Consider the following 17105-nt stretch of genomic DNA (forward strand, 5'->3'; position numbering starts at 1 on the left):
CGTCTCGGCGCTACTCCGTGGCGACGCCTTCGACGAGCGAGGCGATGTCGTCGCGCGCGTCGTCGTCGAGTTCGACGAGCGGCGGTCTGACCTCCTCACCGTCGAGGACGCCGCGGGCGCGCAGCGCGGTCTTCGTCGCCGGAGCGAACCCGTGGGCGACGCACTGCTGGAACAGCGGCGCGACGCGCTCCTCGTGAATCCGGCGGGCCGTCGCCACGTCGCCCGACCGGACCGCGCGGGTCGACGCAGCGAACGCCTCCGGAATCACGTTCGACAGCGCGTTGATGCCGCCGGCGGCGCCGAACACCAGCCCCGCGACGAGGTGGCTGTCGAACCCCTCGAACAGCTGGAACCGGTCGGGCGTCCGGCGCAGGAGTTCCGAGAAGTAGTTGAAGTCGCCGCTGGAGTCCTTCAGGCCGAGGACCCGGTCGTGGTCGGCGAGGGTGACCACCGTCTCGGGGGCGATGGGACGCCCGACGCAGGCGGGGATGTTGTAGAGGTACACCGGGAGGGCGGCGTCGTCGGCGACGGCGCGGACGAACGCCGCGTCGCCCGCGGGGTCGTTCGAGCCGTGGAAGTACGGGAGCGTGACGAGGGCGGCGTCGGCCCCGGCGTCGGCGGCCGTCTCGATTCGCGCGAGCGTCTCCGGGACGCTCGTCTCCGCCGCGCCCGCCATCACCGGCGCGCCCTCGGCGGCGTCGACCGTCGTCTCGATGACCGCCCGGTACTCCGCGTCGTCGAGGCTCGCGAACTCGCCGGTCGTCCCGCAGGGGACGAGTCCGTCGACGCCACCCCCGAGGACGTGGTCGACGAGCCTCGCGAGTGCCTCGTGGTTCACCTCCCCGCCCTCGAACGGGGTGACGAGTGGACAGTGAGCGCCTTCGAACCGTCGTGCGACGTCTTCGGTCATGTAGGACTCTCCCCCGCGACGGTAGTTATAGGTTGGTACCTCGACGGGAGTCGTCGTCGCGTCCGTCGACACGGGTCGTGGTCGACACCCGGTGGTGTAGTGTGTCGAAGAGAAGTCGAGAGGGTCGACTCGGAGGCGGTGGCGCCGCGTCAGTAGGTGTCGTACACCGTCTTGCTGATGGTGTAGAAGTCGAGCGCCGCGTCGCCCTGTTCGCGGTACGTCTCGCTCGAGGAGTCCTTCACGCCGCCGAAGGGGACGTGCAGTTCGAGGCCCGTCGTCTTCTGGTTGATCTTGACGACGCCCGCCTCTATCTCGCGCACGAAGCGGTTCGCCTCGGTGTGGTCGTCGGTGACGACGCTCGCGGCGAGACCGTAGTCGACGTCGTTGGCGACCGCGAGCGCCTCGTCGAAGTCAGAGACCGGGATGACCGCGAGGACCGGCCCGAACACCTCCTCCTGGGCGAGACGCATCTCGGAGTCGACGTCGGAGAACACCGCGGGTTCGACGAAGTGTCCCTCGCGGTCGAGCGCCGACCCGCCGTACTCGAGGGTGGCGCCCTCCCCCTGGGCGACGTCGACGTACTCGAGGGTGCTCTCCAGTTCGGACTCGCTGACGTGCGGTCCCATGCCCGGGTCGTCGAGTCCGTGGCCGTGGTCGATCGACGCGGCGCGGTCGACGATAGCGTCGACGAACTCGTCGTACACGTCCTCGTGGACGACGGCGCGGGAGGTCGCGGTACACGCCTGGCCGGTGACGCCGAACGCGCCGGCCGCGACGATGTCGGCCGCCTCCTCGGGGTCCGCGGTGCGTGAGACGACCGTCGGGTTCTTCCCGCCCATCTCGAGCTGGACACGCTTGCCGTCGGCCGTCGCGGTGTCGTAGACGGTGTTCCCGACGGCCGTGCTGCCGGTGAACGAGACGGCGTCGACCGCCTCGTGGCCGGCGAGGGTGTCACCGACCGCGCTCCCGGGGCCGGTGACGACGTTGAGGGCGCCGGCGGGGAGCCCCGCCTCCTCGAGCGCGCGCGCCATCTCGTGGACGACGCCGGGCGCGAGCGTGGCGGGCTTTATCACGACCGCGTTGCCCGTCGCCAGCGCCGGCGCGAGCTTCCAGGCGGGGATGGCGATGGGGTAGTTCCACGGCGTTATCAGCCCGACGACACCCAGCGGTTCGTTCGTCGTGTAGAGGTTCACGTCACGTGCGCTCGAACTCTTCACGGTCCCGCCGAGGTCGCTCGCCTTCGCGCCGTAGTAGTGGAAGATGTCGATCGCTCGCTGGACCTCGCCGCCCGCCTCGGTCCGGGTCTTGCCCTCCTCGCGGACGAGCAGTTCGGTCAGTTCGTCCCGGCGTCGCTCCAGCGTCGCCCCCGCCTGTCGGAGGATACGCCCGCGCTCGGGGGCCGGCGTCTCCCGCCACTCCTCGCTCGCGTCGCGCGCCGCCTCGATCGCCCGCTCCGTGTCCTCGGCGTCGGACTGCGGATACGTCGCGACGACCTCCCCGGGCGTCGCGGGGTCCGTCGTCTCGAACGTCTCGCCGGTGTGGGAGTCGGTCCACTCGCCGTCGACGTAGTTCAGTCGCTGGTCTGGCATTCGTTTCAGCGTCGACCCGTTCGCTCATAGTTCTTGTTGTACGGACGCCCGCGCCCCTCGACCCGTCCGGAGCCGAGAAGCTATAACGGGGCGAGACGTGGAGTCGCCCATGCGGTACCAGCGCCTTTCGAGCGGTGACCAGTACAGGCTGATCGCCGTCGACGGAGAGACGGCGTACGATCTGACGGCAGTCAAACCCCGATTGAACGGGTTCGGACGGCTCGCGGCGGCGGCCGACGCCGTGGGCGTCGGTGTCGACGAGGTGGCCGAGGGGCTCACGGCCGAGGCACCGACCGTCGCTCCCGACGCGCTCGCCGACGGGACGCTCCCGGTGGTCCCAGAGGAGGTGTGGGCGGCGGGCGTCACCTACGAGATCAGCGAGGCGGCGCGCGAGGCCGAGAGCGGGATGCCGGAGATGTACCTCGACGTGTACGAGGCCGAGCGCCCGGAGATATTCTTCAAGGCGACGCCGAGTCGGACCGTCGGCCCGGGCGAGGCGGTCGGTGTCCGGGGCGACTCCGCGTGGAACGTCCCAGAACCGGAACTCGGCATCGTGCTCTACGACGGCTCGACGGTCGGGTACACCATCGGCAACGACGTGAGCAGCCGCGACATCGAGGGGGAGAACCCGCTGTACCTCCCGCAGGCGAAGATATACGACCGGTGCTGTTCGCTCGGCCCCTGCGTCGCGTCCGCCTCGGAGGTCGGCGACCCCCACGAGCTCTCGATGTCGATGTCCATCACGCGCGACGGCGAGGTCCGCTACGACGACCGAACCTCGATCGGCGAGATGACCCGGACCTGCGACGAACTGGTCGAGTACTGGCGGGCCCACGACGTCGTCCCCGAACTCGGCGTCCTGCTCACCGGCACCTCGCTCGTCCCCGACGACGACTTCACGCTCCGGCCGGACGACGAGGTCACCATCGCCATCGAGCGTATCGGCGAACTCACGAACCCGGTCGTCGAGGTGTGAGTCGGACACGGCGTCCCGGAGACGACGCGAAGGCCAGGAGTCGCTCGTCGCCGCGGTGCGGAGCGAGACGCGCTCTCCCGGACCTTTACACGCCACATAGGTGACAGACAATAATGAGAAAAAGTAAAGTACATTAACTATGCATGTAGTCGTGATGTTCGGTACCACAGTGCTACAGGCGGGTGGACAGGCACCGCTCCTCGCGTTGTTCGCGGGAATCGTGACGATCGTCCTGCTGCTGGTCGTCCTCGACCTCCCGGCGTTCGTCTCGCTCGTGATCGCCGGCCTCGTGGTCGGGGTCGTCGCGCCGGCGATCCCGTTCGCGGACGTACCAGCCGAGTTCGCGACGGCCTTCGGGAACGGGATGGCCGGTATCGGTATCCCCATCCTGATGGCGGCGATCATCGGCAAGGCGATGGTCGAGAGCGGGGCGGCGAATCGCATCGTCCGGGGGTTCACGAGCCTCTTCGGCGACGACAACACGGAGATCTCGCTGTTCAGCAGCAGTTTCGTCATGTCGATTCCGGTGTTCTTCGACAACGTGTTCTACCTGCTCGCGCCGCTGGCGCGCGCGGCCCGGTCGCGGCAGGGGCAAAACTACACCCTGTTCATCGTCGCCGTCGGGGCCGCGGGGGTCGTCACGCACGGGTTCGTTCCGCCGACCCCCGGACCGCTCCTCGCGGTCGAGGAATTCGGCGCCAACCTGGGCGAGACGATTCTCATCGGGCTCATGGTCGGCCTGCCGACGGCACTCATCTCGGGGCTCGGCTACGGCTACTGGATCAACCGGCGGCTCGACATCCCGCTCCGGGACGCGATGGGCACGACCGTCGAGGAACTCGACGAGCAGAACGAGGTCCCGACCAGCGCGCTCCCCGGCGTGTTCGAGTCGCTGTTGCCCATCCTGCTTGCGGTCCTCCTCGTCACCTCGAACACGTTCGTCACGACGTTCGAGGGCTCCGTAACGGCGTTCATCGGCGAGAGCGCCACGGCCACGCTGGTCAGCGTTACGACCTTCTTCGGCGACCCGAACCTCGCGCTGACGGTCGCCGCGATGGCGGCGGCGCTCACGTTCTACCGCGTGAGCGACCTCGACAGCGACACGTTCTCCGACGAACTCACCGACGCGCTCAAGAGCGGCGGTCACATCGCCGCCATCACTGCGGCCGGTGGGGCGTTCGGTGTGATGATCGAGGCCGCCGGCGCCGGCGAGTACATCGCGGGCAGTCTCGAGCAGGTCGGTCTCGGCCTACTCGTGACGGCGTGGCTGATCGCGGCGGGCGTCCGCCTCGTCCAGGGGTCGGCGACGGTCGCCATCGTCACCACCGCGGGGATCATGGCGCCGCTGGCGAGCGGTCTCGAGGTCAACCTCGCGTACCTGGTGATGTCCATCGGGGCGGGCGCGTCGTTCTGCTCGTGGTACAACGACAGCGGCTTCTGGATCGTCAAGGAGATCGGCGGCCTCACGCAGGCGGAGACGCTCAAGACGTGGACCGTCGCGACGATCCTCATCGGATTCAGCGGCCTGCTGAGCACACTGGCCTTCTCGTCGGTCCTCCCGATGGCCTGAAGACGGTCTCACCGCTCCGGTTTTTTCGAACGTGTGGTCGACCACGGGCAGTCACTCGCTCGATTCGACGACACGTGGCGACGGCACCCGACTGGGTGGTCGACGGCTCGATACGAGGGGGCGGCGTCCCGGTTCTGCACCCGACGTCGGCTACGCCTCGTCGAACAGCGCGGGACAACCCTCCCGCTGGCTCGACGTCGGCTACGCCTCGTCGAACAGCGCGGGACAACCTCCCGCTGGCTCGACGTCGGCTACGCCTCGTCGAACAACGTCGCACCCTCCACGAGGTGCTCCTCGACGGCGTCGAGGTCGAGCGTGACGCCGAGTCCCGGCTTCTCCGGAACCTCGGCGTACCCGTCCTCGATGACGTCCTCCTCGACGAGGTCCGACCACCAGCCGAGTTCGTAGGAGTGGTACTCCACCGCGAGGGAGTTCGGAATCGCCGCGCCGACGTGGACGCTCGCCATCGTCCCGATGGGCGAGGAGACGTTGTGCATCGCCACCGGGACGTAGTAGAGGTCCGCGAGGTCGGCGATCTTCCGCGTCTGGCGCATCCCGCCGACCCGGGGGACGTCCGGCGCGACGATGTCGACCGCCTGCTCTTCGAACAGTCGCCGGTTGCCGTGGGTGCGGTAGACGTTCTCGCCGACGGTGATGGGCGTCGAGGTGCGCCTCGTGACCTCCGCCTGCACGTCGTGGTTCTCCGGCGGGATCGGGTCCTCCAGCCACCAGACGTCGTACTCCTCGAGGCGCTCCGCGAGTCGGTGCGCGCTCCCGGCGCTGAACGACCAGTGACAGTCGAAGGCGACGTCGGCGCGGTCGCCGACGCGCTCCGTGACGCGCTCGACGATGTCGGCCTTGTGCTCGATCTCCGGGCCGCGGAGGTGGCGGTTTGCGCGGTCCTTCTCGTGGCCCGAGGGGACGTCGAGGTCGAACTTCAGGGCGTCGTAGCCCAGGTCCTCGACGACGCGTTCGGCCTCGTCGGCACACGCCTCGGGGTCGGCCTCCTCCTCGGTGTGGCAGTCGCAGTAGATCCGCATCTCGTCGCGGTACTTGCCGCCGAGGAGCTGGTAGGCGGGTACGTCGAGGAGTTTCCCGGCGACGTCGTGCAGCGCGAGTTCGATGCCCGAGATGGCCGAGATGGCCTTCCCGCCGATCGACCCCTCGCCGGAGAGCTTCTGGACGAGGTGTTCGTACAGGCGGTCGACGTCGAGGGGGTTCTCGCCGACGACGAACGGCGCCATCCGCTCGATGATCTCCCGTTCGCCCGCCCCCCAGTAGGACTCGCCGTCGCCCACGACGCCGGCGTCGGTGTAGACGCGCACCAGCGTCCACGGGTAGTTCCCGTCGACGATGGTGGTCTGGACGTCCGTAATCTCGACGTCCCGGGGGCCCCGGGAGTTGGAGACGCCCATGGTTTCGGCGGAGAGGTCGCGCATGGTGTACTCTGCGTTCGGGTCGGAGAGCTGTCTGTAGTCCATCTGCGGTCGGAACTCCGGTCGACGCTACAAAAGTTTGTCTGAGGCTGCGGCGGAGACGAGAGGCGAGACGACGGGTGGGTGGTCTCCGACTCCGGCCCGTCAGTCGCGCAGGGCCGAGACGTCGAAGACGGGTTTACACGTCTCGCCGGCGAGGAACGCCTCGAACGCCGCCTCGGCGTCGAGCAGGCTGAACCGGTCGTCGAGGAACGTCGCGTGGTCGACGTCGCCCGAGGCGATGAGGCGGAGCGAGCGCTCGAAGTCCTCGTACATCGACGCGTAGGAGCACTGGAGGTCGATTTCCGCGCGCACGAGCGGCGAGTACGGCATCGTGGTCTCGCCGGTCTGCCCGACGAGGACGATCTGCCCGCCCTTGCGGACCTCCTCGACGGACATCGGCAGCCCGGAGGGGTGGCCGGTCGTGTCGAACACGACGTCGTAGCCCACGCCGTCGGTCAGGTCGTCGCGGACGGCGTCGAGGTCGTCGGCCTCGACGTCGACGGTGGCGAAGCCGAGGTCCTCCGCCAGCGGCAGGCGGTAGGCGGCGTCGCGGCCGACGCCGGCGACCACGACGTCGCCGCCCTGCGCCCGCGCGATCTGCGCCGTGAGGAGGCCGATCGGACCGGGGCCGGCGACCAGGACGCGGTCGCCGGGTCGAACCTCGGAGTTCTCGATCACCGCGCGGGCGCCGATGCTCGTCGGTTCGACCAGCGCGGCGTGTCTCGGGTCCATCCCCTCGGGGACGGGGTGGAGGGCCGTCTCGGGGACCGCGACGTACCCCTCGTAGGCGCCGTCGTGGTCGACGCCGGTGATGACGGCGTTCTGACAGACGTTCTCCTCCCCCATCTCGCACTGATAGCAGGCGCCGCAACCGCGGATGGGACGCTCGACGACCCGGTCGCCGACCGCGAACCGCGTGACGTCCGCACCGGTCTCGACGATTCGCCCCGTGTACTCGTGGCCGATGACCGTCGGCAGTTCCATCCGTTCGAACGCCGACTCGAACTCGTAGATGCCCGCGTCGCTCCCACAGAGGCCCGCGTAGTCCACCTCGACGAGCGCCTCGTCCGGCCCGGGCGACGGTCGCTGCAGGTCGACGAGTTCCAGGGCTCCACGGCTCCGACTGGTCTTGGCGAGTCCTCGCATGCGACCGTCTGCGTCATCGCACTGTATAGTTCTGGGGGTTCGTCGCCGCTCACTCGACGGCGCCTCGAGGAACGGCCGCCGGTTCGACGGCTCCCCCGTCGAGGCGGCGAGGAGGTGGACGCGGTGGTGAGCTCAGAGTTCGATTCGCTCGTCGCGTTCGGCCGACGCGTGGACGGCCGCGATCGTCCGCATGTCCGCCAGACCGTGCCGGCCGTCCGGGAGGATCGGGTCACCCGAGAGGACCCGGTCCGCGAAGTAGTCGAACTCCTCGCGCATCTCCGCGACCTCGTCGAAGTCCACGTCGTCGACCGTCACCCGGAGGCTCCCCGAAGCGAGGCGGAGTTTCGCCTCGCCGTGGAACGCCGGGTGGAGTTCGATAGCGCCCTCCGTGCCGACGATCGTGAGCTGTGAGTCCTGCTGGGCGTGCTGGCTGGTGGTACAGAGCAGCGGGAGGCCGCCCTCGAGCGTGAGCGTCATCGACGCGTACTGATCGGGGACGTCGGCGAACGCCCCGTGCGTGGAGGCCATCCGGGCTCGCACCGCGACCGGGTCGCGGTCGAGGAGGAACCGGGCGGTGTTGATGGGGTAGATTCCGAGGTCCATCACGGAGGTGCCGTATCCCGTGACGTCGGGGTCGAGGCGCCACTGGTCCGGGTCGGGAATCATCTCGAGGACGGGCTGGGTGTTGTTGCCGTAGGCGTGGACCGGTTCGCCGACGAACCCGTCGTCGAGGAGTTCCTTCGCCCGCCGGACCGCGGGTTCGGTGTGCATTCGGTAGGCGGTCATCAGCGGCACGCCGCCGGCCTCCGCGGCCTCGACGAGGCGTTCGGCCCGCTCCACGCTGGCCTCGAGCGGCTTCTCACAGAGGACGGCCTTCCCGAGGTCGGCGGCGGTCTCGACGTACTCGAGGTGGTAGGCGTTGGGGGTACCGACGTAGACGGCGTCGTACGCCTCGCTCCCGACGCCGTCGTGGTACTCCTCGTAGGTGATGCCCCGATCCGCGTCGTGGCGGTCCGCGAGCCGCGCTGCCTTCTCCCGACTCGAACTCACCAGGACGGTCGCCTCGCAGTAGTCGGTCCGTTCGAGCGCCGGGACGACGACGTCGACGGTCCACCACCCCAGACCGATCAGCGCGAACCTGACCGTGCCCTCCGGGTTCGTCTCCCAGTCTCGCTCGTCGAACCGGCCGATGAGTGCGTGCTCTGTCACGACCGCTCGTTCGAGTGACGGCACTAAAGTCGTACCGTCCGGCGTCACGTTGGCTCGTTCCGACGGCGACTGACGCGCCGACGGCGACGTCATCGGGAGAACTCTCCCGCCTCTCCGACAGCACGTCGCCCAGCTATCGTCTCGTCGACGCTCGCGAACGGCGAGGACCTCCCGGAGGCCGCCTTCGGCGTGGCGAGCGTGGTCGAACTCGAGCCCGACTACTCGCGAGTGACGGGCAGGCGTCCACCACCGTGGAGACCGCGAGGCGTCTCCGGCGTTTCTCCCCGCTCTCCCCATGAAAACACTCATGCCGGCAGACGAGCGTGACGTCTGTATGGGCACGTACTCGCACACGCCGGTGACCGTCGAGGACAAGCGAGCCGTCGTCGTCGGTGGGACGAGCGGTATCGGACAGGCTATCGCCCTCGGGTTCGCCGCGGAGGGGGCGGACGTGGTCGCGACGAGTCGGGACGAGGCGAAGGTCGAGGAGACGGCGCACGCCATCGAGCAACGGGGGGTCGAGACGGCGCGGGTCACCTGCGACGTGACCGACGGCGACTCGCTCGCGCGCGTCCGGGAGACGGTGACCGACGAACTCGGCGGCGTCGACGTCGTCGTCGCGTCGCAGGGAGCCATCTCCCGGGCGTCAGTTCGGGACATCTCCGACGACGAGTGGTCGTTCGTCACCGACGTCGCCCTCGACGGCGTCCGCCGCGTCACCCAGACGTTCGCCCCGGCGCTGGACGACGGAGGGTCGGTCGTCAACATCTCCTCGCTGTCGGCTCGGCTCGCGATGGCGGACCTCCCGGCGTACAGCGCCGCGAAGGGCGGCGTCGAGGCGTTCACCCGTGCCTCGGCGAAGGAACTCGCCCCGGACGTGCGGGTCAACGCCATCGCGCCGGGGTTCGTCATCACCCCACAGAACGCCGAGACGTACGCCGACGGAACCGAGAAACGCGCACGCATCGACGAGCGAACCCCGCTCGGCCGCGTGGCACGTCGCGAGGAGATCGTCGGCGCGGCCGTCTACCTCGCGAGCGACGCCGCCTCCTTCGTGACGGGGGAGGTGGTGACCGTCGACGGCGGGTTCGCGGACAGCGCTCTCTAGACCCGGTCGGTGCGCTCGGCGAGTGTACCGGACGGACCACTAGCGAGACCCTCGACAAGGTCGAGCCTCGCGACGGACGACCCGTCACCGAACGAGGACGGCGGTTCGCCCGGTCGTGGACGAGAATTCGACCACACACGGTGAGCGACCGGAGCGCGAGCGGTCCCGTCGAACGGTCTACGCGCGTACGTCGACAGCCGAGAGCGGCCCCGGTCCTCAGTTCGCGGCGCAGTTGTTCGGGCCGAGTTCGAGTTCCTCGACGTCGTCGCCCGGCTGCTCCGTGCCCCAGTTGATCCGCTTGATCTCGTTGTAGTTCGCGGGCTCGTCCGCGAGGCTCTCGACGATGGTTTCGACGAACGCCTCCCGGTCGCCCTCCTCGACGTAGCTGAGCAGTTCGTTCGTCGTCTCCGCCTGCAGCTCCCCGAGTTCGGTCGCGAGCGGTCGGACGTCCTCCTCGCTGAAGTGCCCGGGGAGGACGACCGTCCCGTCGTCGAGGTCGGTCAGCTCGTCGAGGCTGTCGAACAGCCGCTCGGCGGCCTCGCGGACGGCGTCCTCGGAGCTGTCCTCGAGGTCGGGCCGACCGACGCTTCGGAGGAACAGCGTGTCGCCGGAGAGGAGCGCGTCGCCGTACTCGAACGAGACGCTGCCGGGGGTGTGACCGGGCGTGTGGCGGACCGCGAGCTCGCGGTCGCCGACCGGGAGCACGTCGCCGTCGGCGAGCTCGGTCACGCGGTCGAGTTCCCCGGCGTCCGCCCCGTGGATGTAGTAGGGAACGTCGAGTTCCCCCGCGAGGCGCCGCGCTCCGGAGACGTGGTCCGCGTGGGCGTGCGTGTCGGCGACGCCGACGACCTCGAGGTCGCGCTCCTCGGCGGCGTTGAGGTACTCGTCGACGTACTGCGTCGGGTCGACGACGACCGCCTCGTCGCCGTCGTGGACCAGGTAGGAGACGCACCCGGTCCCAGGGCGAACGACCTGAACGACGCCGTCGACGCCGTCGACGTCGTACTGACGGTGGACGCGCCCCCAGCCGTTCATCCCGTCGTCGACGGACGTCGCGTCGTAGCCGTGCTCACGGAGGAACTCGGCCGCGCGTGCGGACGTGACGCCGGCGACACAGACGACCACGATCTCCTCGTCCGCCGGGAGTTCGTCGAGGTGCGTCTCCAGCGTGGAGTAATCGTAGTCGAGGAGTTCGTCGTAGATGGGGAGGTTCGTGCTGCCGGGAATCCGCCACTCTTCGAAGTCATCCTCCGGTCTGACGTCGAGCACGAACGGCCCGTCCTCGTCGTCCTGTACCCGTCGTGCGACCGTCGTCGGCTCGCATGTAGTAGTGCTCATAACAACCACAACTATACACTACAGCTACTTAAATCAGTTGGCTTCGCGGGCGTGTCGACAAGACGTGGTGCACCGACCGCAGTGGTCCCCTCGTTCCGTCGAGCGAAGGCGGTGCGGTGCTCGGAGGAGGGGTTTTCCAGATTCGTTCACCCTCGCTACCCCCATCACGTCGCGGGTTCCAGTCCCGACGGGGCGACCGACGAAACCGGCGTCGACGGTCGGTGTGAGTAGCCTCCCGGCACGAACCGCCCCGTTGTCGTCGCTCCCCGTCGGCCGTTCGCGCGTTCGACTCCGAACGGCGTCGTCACTGAGTCCACACCTAATGATTCAGCAGTTATGCAATATTAATCGCGAGGAGCGTCCGCGTCCGACCGTCGCGAGAGGCGTGCGTCAGTCGGTGGAGACGGTGTCCACCGTGTCGGTCTCGTCCGTCCCGGAGGAGCGGGCGAACCCCTGGACGTAGGCGCCGAGGAACATCCCGGCGATGGCCCAGAGGATAGTGAGGTTCCCGATACCGACGCTCGCGTACGCGGCGCCCGGACAGATACCCGAGAGCCCCCAGCCGACGCCGAAGACGACCCCGCCGATGGGGACGTTCCGGTCCATCGTCTTCAGGCGGCGGGTGTAGCCGCGGCCGGTGAGCGGCGCGCGGTCGAGGAACCGCGTCGCGCCGAAGAACGTGAGGGCCGAGACGACGGCGGCACCGCCCATCACGAACAGCAGACCGAGGTCCTCGAACTGGAGGAAGTCCAGAACGATTTCGGGTTTCGCCATCCCGCTGAGGGCGAGGCCGAAGCCGAAGACCAGGCCGCCCAGGAGGACCACGAGGGTGAACGCGAGACCGCGCCCGTCGTCGTCGGCGCTCACGGCGTCACCCCCAGCGCGGCGACGACCTGCGCCGTCCCGATGGCGACGGCCATGAACGTCGCGACGTTGACCAGTGAGGTCCCGGAGAGCGACCCGACCCCGCAGACGCCGTGGCCGGAGGTACACCCCTTCCCGAGGCGCGTGCCGACGCCGACGAGGACGCCCCCGACGAACAGCCGCCACGGCTGGACCTCAGTCGTCCAGCCGAACTCGCCGAACGCGAGGGCGTACACCGCGGCGCCGCCGACGATGCCGGCGGTGAAGACGACGCGCCAGTCGCGCGAGGCGAGGTACTTCGCCCGGTTGAACCGGGGGACGTCCGAGACGTACGACAGCGTGGACTCGAGGAACGTACTCGCGCCCGCGATGATGCCGGTCCCGAGGTAGATGGTCGCGACGCCGAGTCCGATGAGCAGTCCGCCCGCGGCGTACTGGGCGATACCTCGCGGGAACAGCTCCGCCAGCGCGACCAGCGGGAGTGGTGAGAGCGTCATTGGTTCGTGCGGAGCGCCTCCATGGTCAGTCGCTCGTCATCGCGTCGCTGCTCGCGGCGCAGTTGTTCGGGCCCAGTTCGAGTTCGAACGCCTCCTCGTCGGCCGTGTCCCGTCGACCGAGGTTCGTCGCGATGATCTCCTCGTAGTTCGCCGGGCGCGGGGGCATGTCCGAGAGGATGAACTCGACGAACGACTCGCGGTCCATCGACAGCGCGTCCATCCGCTCGACCAGGTCGCCGAGGCGTGCGGTGTGCGTCCCGTCCGCCCGGGCGGTCGCGGCGTCACTGAAGTGTGCGGGCGCGACCAGCACGTCGTCGTCGAGGGACAGCACGGTCGACTGGAGCGTCTCGTGCAGTTCGCCGGCGGCCGCGCGGGCCGCCTCTTCGTCGGCGCCCTCGAGGTCGGGACGGGCGACGCTCTCGGTGAACAGTCCGTCGCCGGTGAGGAGCACCGAGCCGTCGACGAGGTAGGAGGTCATCCCGGAGGTGTGACCGGGCGTGTGGAGCACGTCGACCTCGACGTCACCGATCGAGAGCACGTCGCCGTCGGCGACGGTCTCGTAATCGACGTCGTACTCGACGCCGCGCTCGACCGCCGGTTCGGGGAGGACGACGCGAGCGCCCGTCTCGGCGGCGAGTTCGCGGGCGCCGCTCACGTGGTCGGCGTGGACGTGCGTGTCGAGCGCGTAGGTGACCTCGGCGCCCATCGCACGGGCGTCCTGAACGTACTCGTGGACGAACGCCCGGAGGGGGTCGACGACGGCGGCCTCGCCGTCGCTGACGACCATGTAGGCCAGGCAGCCACTGGAGGGTCGCTGGTACTGCGCGACCGTCGCGTCCGTGTCGACGGCCAGTTCGTGGTACTCGTAGAGACGCGCCCAGCCCTGCATCCCGCGTTCGAGGTTCACGGCGTCGCGGCCCGCGTCGACCAGTTGCCCGGCGACGTACTCGCTCGACCCGCCCTTCGCGCAGACGACGACCGTCGGGTCGCCCGCGGGGATACGGTCGAGGTGGTCGTCGACCCCCTCGAGCAGTTCGAAGTAGGAGACGTTGACGACCTCCACCGAGTCGCCGTCGATGTGCCACTCCTCGAACTCGCTCGTCGCACGCACGTCGAGGAGCGTTACGGGCTCGCCGTCGTCGATGCGCCGCTTGAGCGTCTCGGGGGCGACCGATGCCACGTCCGCGTCCGGGTCGGGAAACGTATCGTCCATCTGTACCCCCTGCTACTGGCCGCTCGTACATAAGGGTTCGGAGAGTAATTCCACTATAGTACAATACTATTTCTCCCTCCGTGGCCAGAAACGCGTCTACGAGGCGCTACACGCCGTCCATAGCCAGCACACTCTGAGCTACTCGTGCTTAGTTTTCCCACGGACCGACAAGCTTTTTACCGACACACGAGTATGGTGCTGTAAGCCCAATACGGAACAGGCGAATCCACTATGAGTACGGAATACACAGTCACCGAGACGCTCGACGTGAAAGGCGAATCGTGCCCGATGCCGGTCGTGAAGACCAAGGGAGCTATCGACGACCTGAGTGAGGGCGACGTACTGGAGGTGCTCGCCACCGACTCCGGCAGCGTGAGCGACATCGCTGGCTGGGCGGAGGCCACCGACAGCGTCGAACTCCTCGGTCAGGAGGAGGACGCCGACGTGTTCAAACACTACGTGCGCAGGACGGCGTGACCATGAGCACGGACACGTCCGAACGTTCGTCGACGGAGGCCGCCGCGGAGCGGACCGACGCGTTCGACGACGAGACCGCGGCCGAACTCGCGGCCGAGATCGACGCACTACGCGAGGAGGTCGCGGACCTCAGAGACGAGAGCGGGGACGACGAGACCTCGATGGTCATCGTCGCGACGAAGGGGACGCTCGACATGGCGTACCCGCCGCTCATCCTCGCCAGCACCGCCGCCGCCTTCGGCTGGAACGTGACCGTCTTCCACACGTTCTGGGGGCTCGACATCCTCCACGAGGAGAAGTCCAAGAACCTCAAACTGAGCGCCGTCGGCAACCCGAGCATGCCCGTCCCGAACGCGGTGGCGGCGCTGCCGGGGATGGACTCGATGGCGACGCGCATGATGAACCGGAAGATCGCGGACAACGGCACGGCGACCATCGAGGAACTGATCGACGTGTCCCTCGACCAGGGGGTCGACCTGCAGGCGTGCCAGATGACCATCGAACTGATGGGCTACGACGAGGACGACTTCTACGACGGCGTCACGACCGGCGTGGGCGCGGCGACCGCGCTCCAGCGCATGACCGACGCGGACGTCCAGCTCCTCGTCTGACCACACCGCCCAGTACACGACTCACCACCGAGACACACACCCACACATCATGAACTACACGACACGAACGGACGTGAACGAATCGTTCGACGACGCCGTCGAACGGACGGTCGACGCGCTCGAGGACGAGGGGTTCGGCGTCCTCTGCGACATCGACGTGCGGGCGACGTTCGCGGAGAAGCTCGACGAGGAGTTCCGCCAGTATCGCATCCTCGGCGCCTGCAACCCGGGACTCGCCTTCGAGGGACTCCAGGCGGAACCCGACCTCGGGGCGCTCCTCCCGTGCAACGTCGTCGTCTACGAGGCCGACGACAGACAGGTCACGGTGAGCGCGGTCGACCCCTCGGCACTCATCGGTATCACCGACAACCCCGACCTCGACCCGATAGCGGCCGACGTCTCGACCCGGTTCGAGCGCGTCCTCGAGTCGCTGTGAGCGCCTCACGTCGGCTCGTCTGAACGGCCGACCTCGCCGCGACATCGCCGCGACCCGAAGCGAACGGGAGGCGCGAACGGACACCCCGGCTGCCGAAAGAGCGTTCAGGACATCGAGCCACGATACACCCCATGACCGACACAGACTCCGACCCGAATTCGACGCGAGACGAACCGTCGGACCCCGAGGAGGGGTACGACCGCGACGAGTCGTTCGACGCGGTGAGCGAAGCGGCCCGGACGATGGGGCGGGGGTTCTTCGAGGAGTCGAGCGCCCCCGGGTCGGCGATGGCACACCTCTACCGGGGCGAGATCCACCGGATGAAACTGTGGCGCGAGCGACTCGACCGGACGTCGAACTGGGCGGTGACGCTCATCGCGGCCATCCTCACCTACGCCTTCTCCAGTGCCACCCGGCCACACTACGTCATCCTCGTCGGCGTGGTGATGGTGACCATCTTCCTCGTCATCGAGGCCCGTCGCTACCGGGGCTACGACATGTGGCGGTCCCGGGTTCGGATGCTCCAGCGGAACGTGTTCGCGTACTCGCTAGACCCCTCGCAGGGTATCGAGGACCCGGACTGGCGCCCGCGTCTCTCGCGGGACTACCGCGAACCGCGCGCGAAGATCTCCTACGAGGAGGCCACCGCCCACCGCCTTCGGCGGGTGTATCTCCCGCTGTTCACGGTCCTGCTCGCGGCGTGGCTGTTCCGCGTCCTCGTCACCCCGACGACCGGGAGCGGGTGGCCCGCGAGCGCGGCGGTCGGTTCCGTGTCCGGACTGGCCACCGCCGGTCTCGTCGGGGCCTTCTACGCGGTGCTCGTCGCCATCACGTTCCGGCCGCGCGTCTGGCAGGCGACCGGTGAACTACGGCGGAGCGACGTCGGTGCCTGGAACGACATCGAGTGACGCCGCCGGTCGCTGGGCGTGGAGGACGCGCGAGGGGATATCCAGAGGGACCTCGCGCACGCCGAGCGGACGACGACCGTCGCATCGCTCGGCTGGTACGCCGACGTTTCGGCTGGCCGCCCACGATGGGCGGCGCGGCGGTCGCGACGGTCGTCGTAGTGTCGTGTTTCCTTACGCCGACTGCTCGTTCTGTTCCTGAGCGTACTTCAGGAACGGAGGGAGAACGAGGAGTTCCACGACTGCGAGCCCGAGGATGACCCAGCGGGTCGTGCCGTCGACGAGGGTGAAGGCGACGATTACGAGTATCGACGCGCTACAGAGTCCGATTCCGTACCGAACGATCGGGTTCTCGAACGGAGAGCTCATAACACGCACTTCGAACAACCACACATAAATCCGAGGGTATCGGTGAGAAAGACTGTCAGCGTCGGCGTCGTGACTGTGGCGAGGTGTTTACAATCGAATATCAGCATCGTGCCGAAACGCGCGTCGTCCACGGGTCGACGTCCCGTTATCGGGCGCTGAACGATACGGGAGTGGTCCGGTCGCTACCGTCGGTCGAACGGAACACCTGGGACAGGGTTCACACGTCGCCGCCGGACTTCGCGTCGGTGAACCCATCGCGCATCGCTACCCGGAGGCCGGCGCCGACCGCGAGACCGAGTAGAGAGCCGACTGCGGCGCCGAATCCCGCCGAAACACAGCCAGACGCCCAGGAGCGGTGTGTCAGTCAGCGCCTCCGTCCCGACATCGCTCGTAGCGGTCCGTCTGGCTC

General features: G+C 68.5%; 17 protein-coding genes. 7 read left to right on the forward strand and 10 right to left on the reverse strand.

The features are described from left to right. Positions 1-10: 10 nt before the first annotated feature. Together P1Y20_RS16455 and xacF are read right to left on the reverse strand one after the other, a co-directional pair. A complete protein-coding gene (locus tag P1Y20_RS16455) occupies positions 11-910 on the reverse strand; it encodes a dihydrodipicolinate synthase family protein (RefSeq protein ID WP_304449798.1) in 900 nt (299 codons plus the stop codon). Between the two features lie 149 nt (positions 911-1059). After that, positions 1060-2499, reverse strand: coding sequence for a 2,5-dioxovalerate dehydrogenase (gene xacF, locus P1Y20_RS16460; protein WP_304449799.1), 1440 nt, complete (start codon positions 2497-2499; stop codon positions 1060-1062). Positions 2500-2608: 109 nt separating this feature from the next. Here xacF and P1Y20_RS16465 point away from each other — a divergent pair, with 109 nt between their 5' ends. Both P1Y20_RS16465 and P1Y20_RS16470 read left to right on the forward strand, forming a co-directional pair. After that, positions 2609-3475: a fumarylacetoacetate hydrolase family protein gene (locus P1Y20_RS16465; RefSeq protein WP_304449800.1), complete on the forward strand. Its 867-nt coding sequence runs from the start codon at positions 2609-2611 to the stop codon at positions 3473-3475. Between the two features lie 154 nt (positions 3476-3629). Beyond that, entirely contained in the window at positions 3630-5045 is a 1416-nt protein-coding gene (locus tag P1Y20_RS16470; protein ID WP_304449801.1) for a GntP family permease, read from the forward strand. Between the two features lie 251 nt (positions 5046-5296). On the opposite strand, the gene P1Y20_RS16475 is transcribed toward P1Y20_RS16470, so the two are convergent. From P1Y20_RS16475 to gfo6, 3 genes are all read right to left on the reverse strand, one after another. Continuing rightward, positions 5297-6526: a mandelate racemase/muconate lactonizing enzyme family protein gene (locus P1Y20_RS16475; RefSeq protein ID WP_304449802.1), complete on the reverse strand. Its 1230-nt coding sequence runs from the start codon at positions 6524-6526 to the stop codon at positions 5297-5299. A 99-nt stretch (positions 6527-6625) separates the two neighbouring features. Further along, positions 6626-7669, reverse strand: a complete 1044-nt coding sequence (locus P1Y20_RS16480; RefSeq protein WP_304449803.1) for a zinc-dependent alcohol dehydrogenase — start codon at positions 7667-7669, stop codon at positions 6626-6628. Between the two features lie 132 nt (positions 7670-7801). Continuing rightward, positions 7802-8878: a D-xylose 1-dehydrogenase Gfo6 gene (gfo6, locus tag P1Y20_RS16485; RefSeq protein WP_304449804.1), complete on the reverse strand. Its 1077-nt coding sequence runs from the start codon at positions 8876-8878 to the stop codon at positions 7802-7804. Positions 8879-9212: 334 nt separating this feature from the next. On the opposite strand from gfo6, the gene P1Y20_RS16490 reads away from it, so the two are divergent. After that, complete coding sequence (locus P1Y20_RS16490) at positions 9213-9986, forward strand: SDR family NAD(P)-dependent oxidoreductase (RefSeq protein ID WP_304449805.1); 774 nt, start codon at positions 9213-9215, stop codon at positions 9984-9986. Positions 9987-10202: 216 nt separating this feature from the next. Here the strand turns inward: P1Y20_RS16490 and P1Y20_RS16495 are convergent, their stop codons facing one another. The 4 genes from P1Y20_RS16495 to P1Y20_RS16510 form a co-directional block, all read right to left on the reverse strand. Then, entirely contained in the window at positions 10203-11324 is a 1122-nt protein-coding gene (locus P1Y20_RS16495) for an MBL fold metallo-hydrolase (RefSeq protein WP_304449806.1), read from the reverse strand. 390 nt (positions 11325-11714) lie between these two features. Further along, the gene (locus tag P1Y20_RS16500) at positions 11715-12191 is read right to left on the reverse strand and encodes a DUF6691 family protein (RefSeq protein ID WP_304449807.1); all 477 of its coding nucleotides are present in this window, start codon (positions 12189-12191) and stop codon (positions 11715-11717) included. Beyond that, the gene (locus tag P1Y20_RS16505; protein ID WP_304449808.1) at positions 12188-12685 is read right to left on the reverse strand and encodes a YeeE/YedE family protein; all 498 of its coding nucleotides are present in this window, start codon (positions 12683-12685) and stop codon (positions 12188-12190) included. Before P1Y20_RS16505 ends, P1Y20_RS16500 begins: the two co-directional genes overlap by 4 nt. Positions 12686-12710: 25 nt before the next feature. Continuing rightward, positions 12711-13898 (reverse strand): MBL fold metallo-hydrolase, encoded by a 1188-nt coding sequence (locus P1Y20_RS16510; RefSeq protein ID WP_304449809.1) that lies wholly within the window; start codon positions 13896-13898, stop codon positions 12711-12713. A gap of 231 nt (positions 13899-14129) precedes the next feature. Here P1Y20_RS16510 and P1Y20_RS16515 point away from each other — a divergent pair, with 231 nt between their 5' ends. The 4 genes from P1Y20_RS16515 to P1Y20_RS16530 all read left to right on the forward strand — a co-directional run bounded on the left by P1Y20_RS16515 (position 14130) and on the right by P1Y20_RS16530 (position 16330). After that, positions 14130-14375: a sulfurtransferase TusA family protein gene (locus tag P1Y20_RS16515; RefSeq protein WP_304449810.1), complete on the forward strand. Its 246-nt coding sequence runs from the start codon at positions 14130-14132 to the stop codon at positions 14373-14375. 2 nt (positions 14376-14377) lie between these two features. Next, on the forward strand, positions 14378-14986 hold the full coding sequence (locus tag P1Y20_RS16520; RefSeq protein WP_304449811.1) for a DsrE/DsrF/DrsH-like family protein: 609 nt from the start codon (positions 14378-14380) through the stop codon (positions 14984-14986). A 49-nt stretch (positions 14987-15035) separates the two neighbouring features. Continuing rightward, the gene (locus P1Y20_RS16525) at positions 15036-15422 is read left to right on the forward strand and encodes a DUF302 domain-containing protein (RefSeq protein WP_304449812.1); all 387 of its coding nucleotides are present in this window, start codon (positions 15036-15038) and stop codon (positions 15420-15422) included. A gap of 242 nt (positions 15423-15664) precedes the next feature. Next, on the forward strand, positions 15665-16330 hold the full coding sequence (locus P1Y20_RS16530; RefSeq protein ID WP_304449929.1) for a DUF2270 domain-containing protein: 666 nt from the start codon (positions 15665-15667) through the stop codon (positions 16328-16330). 171 nt (positions 16331-16501) lie between these two features. Here P1Y20_RS16530 and P1Y20_RS16535 read toward each other — a convergent pair whose 3' ends face one another. After that, positions 16502-16696 (reverse strand): hypothetical protein, encoded by a 195-nt coding sequence (locus P1Y20_RS16535; protein ID WP_304449813.1) that lies wholly within the window; start codon positions 16694-16696, stop codon positions 16502-16504. Between the last annotated feature and the right edge of the window lie 409 nt (positions 16697-17105).

Source organism: Halomarina ordinaria, assembly GCF_030553305.1.
Lineage (GTDB): Archaea > Halobacteriota > Halobacteria > Halobacteriales > Haloarculaceae > Halomarina > Halomarina ordinaria.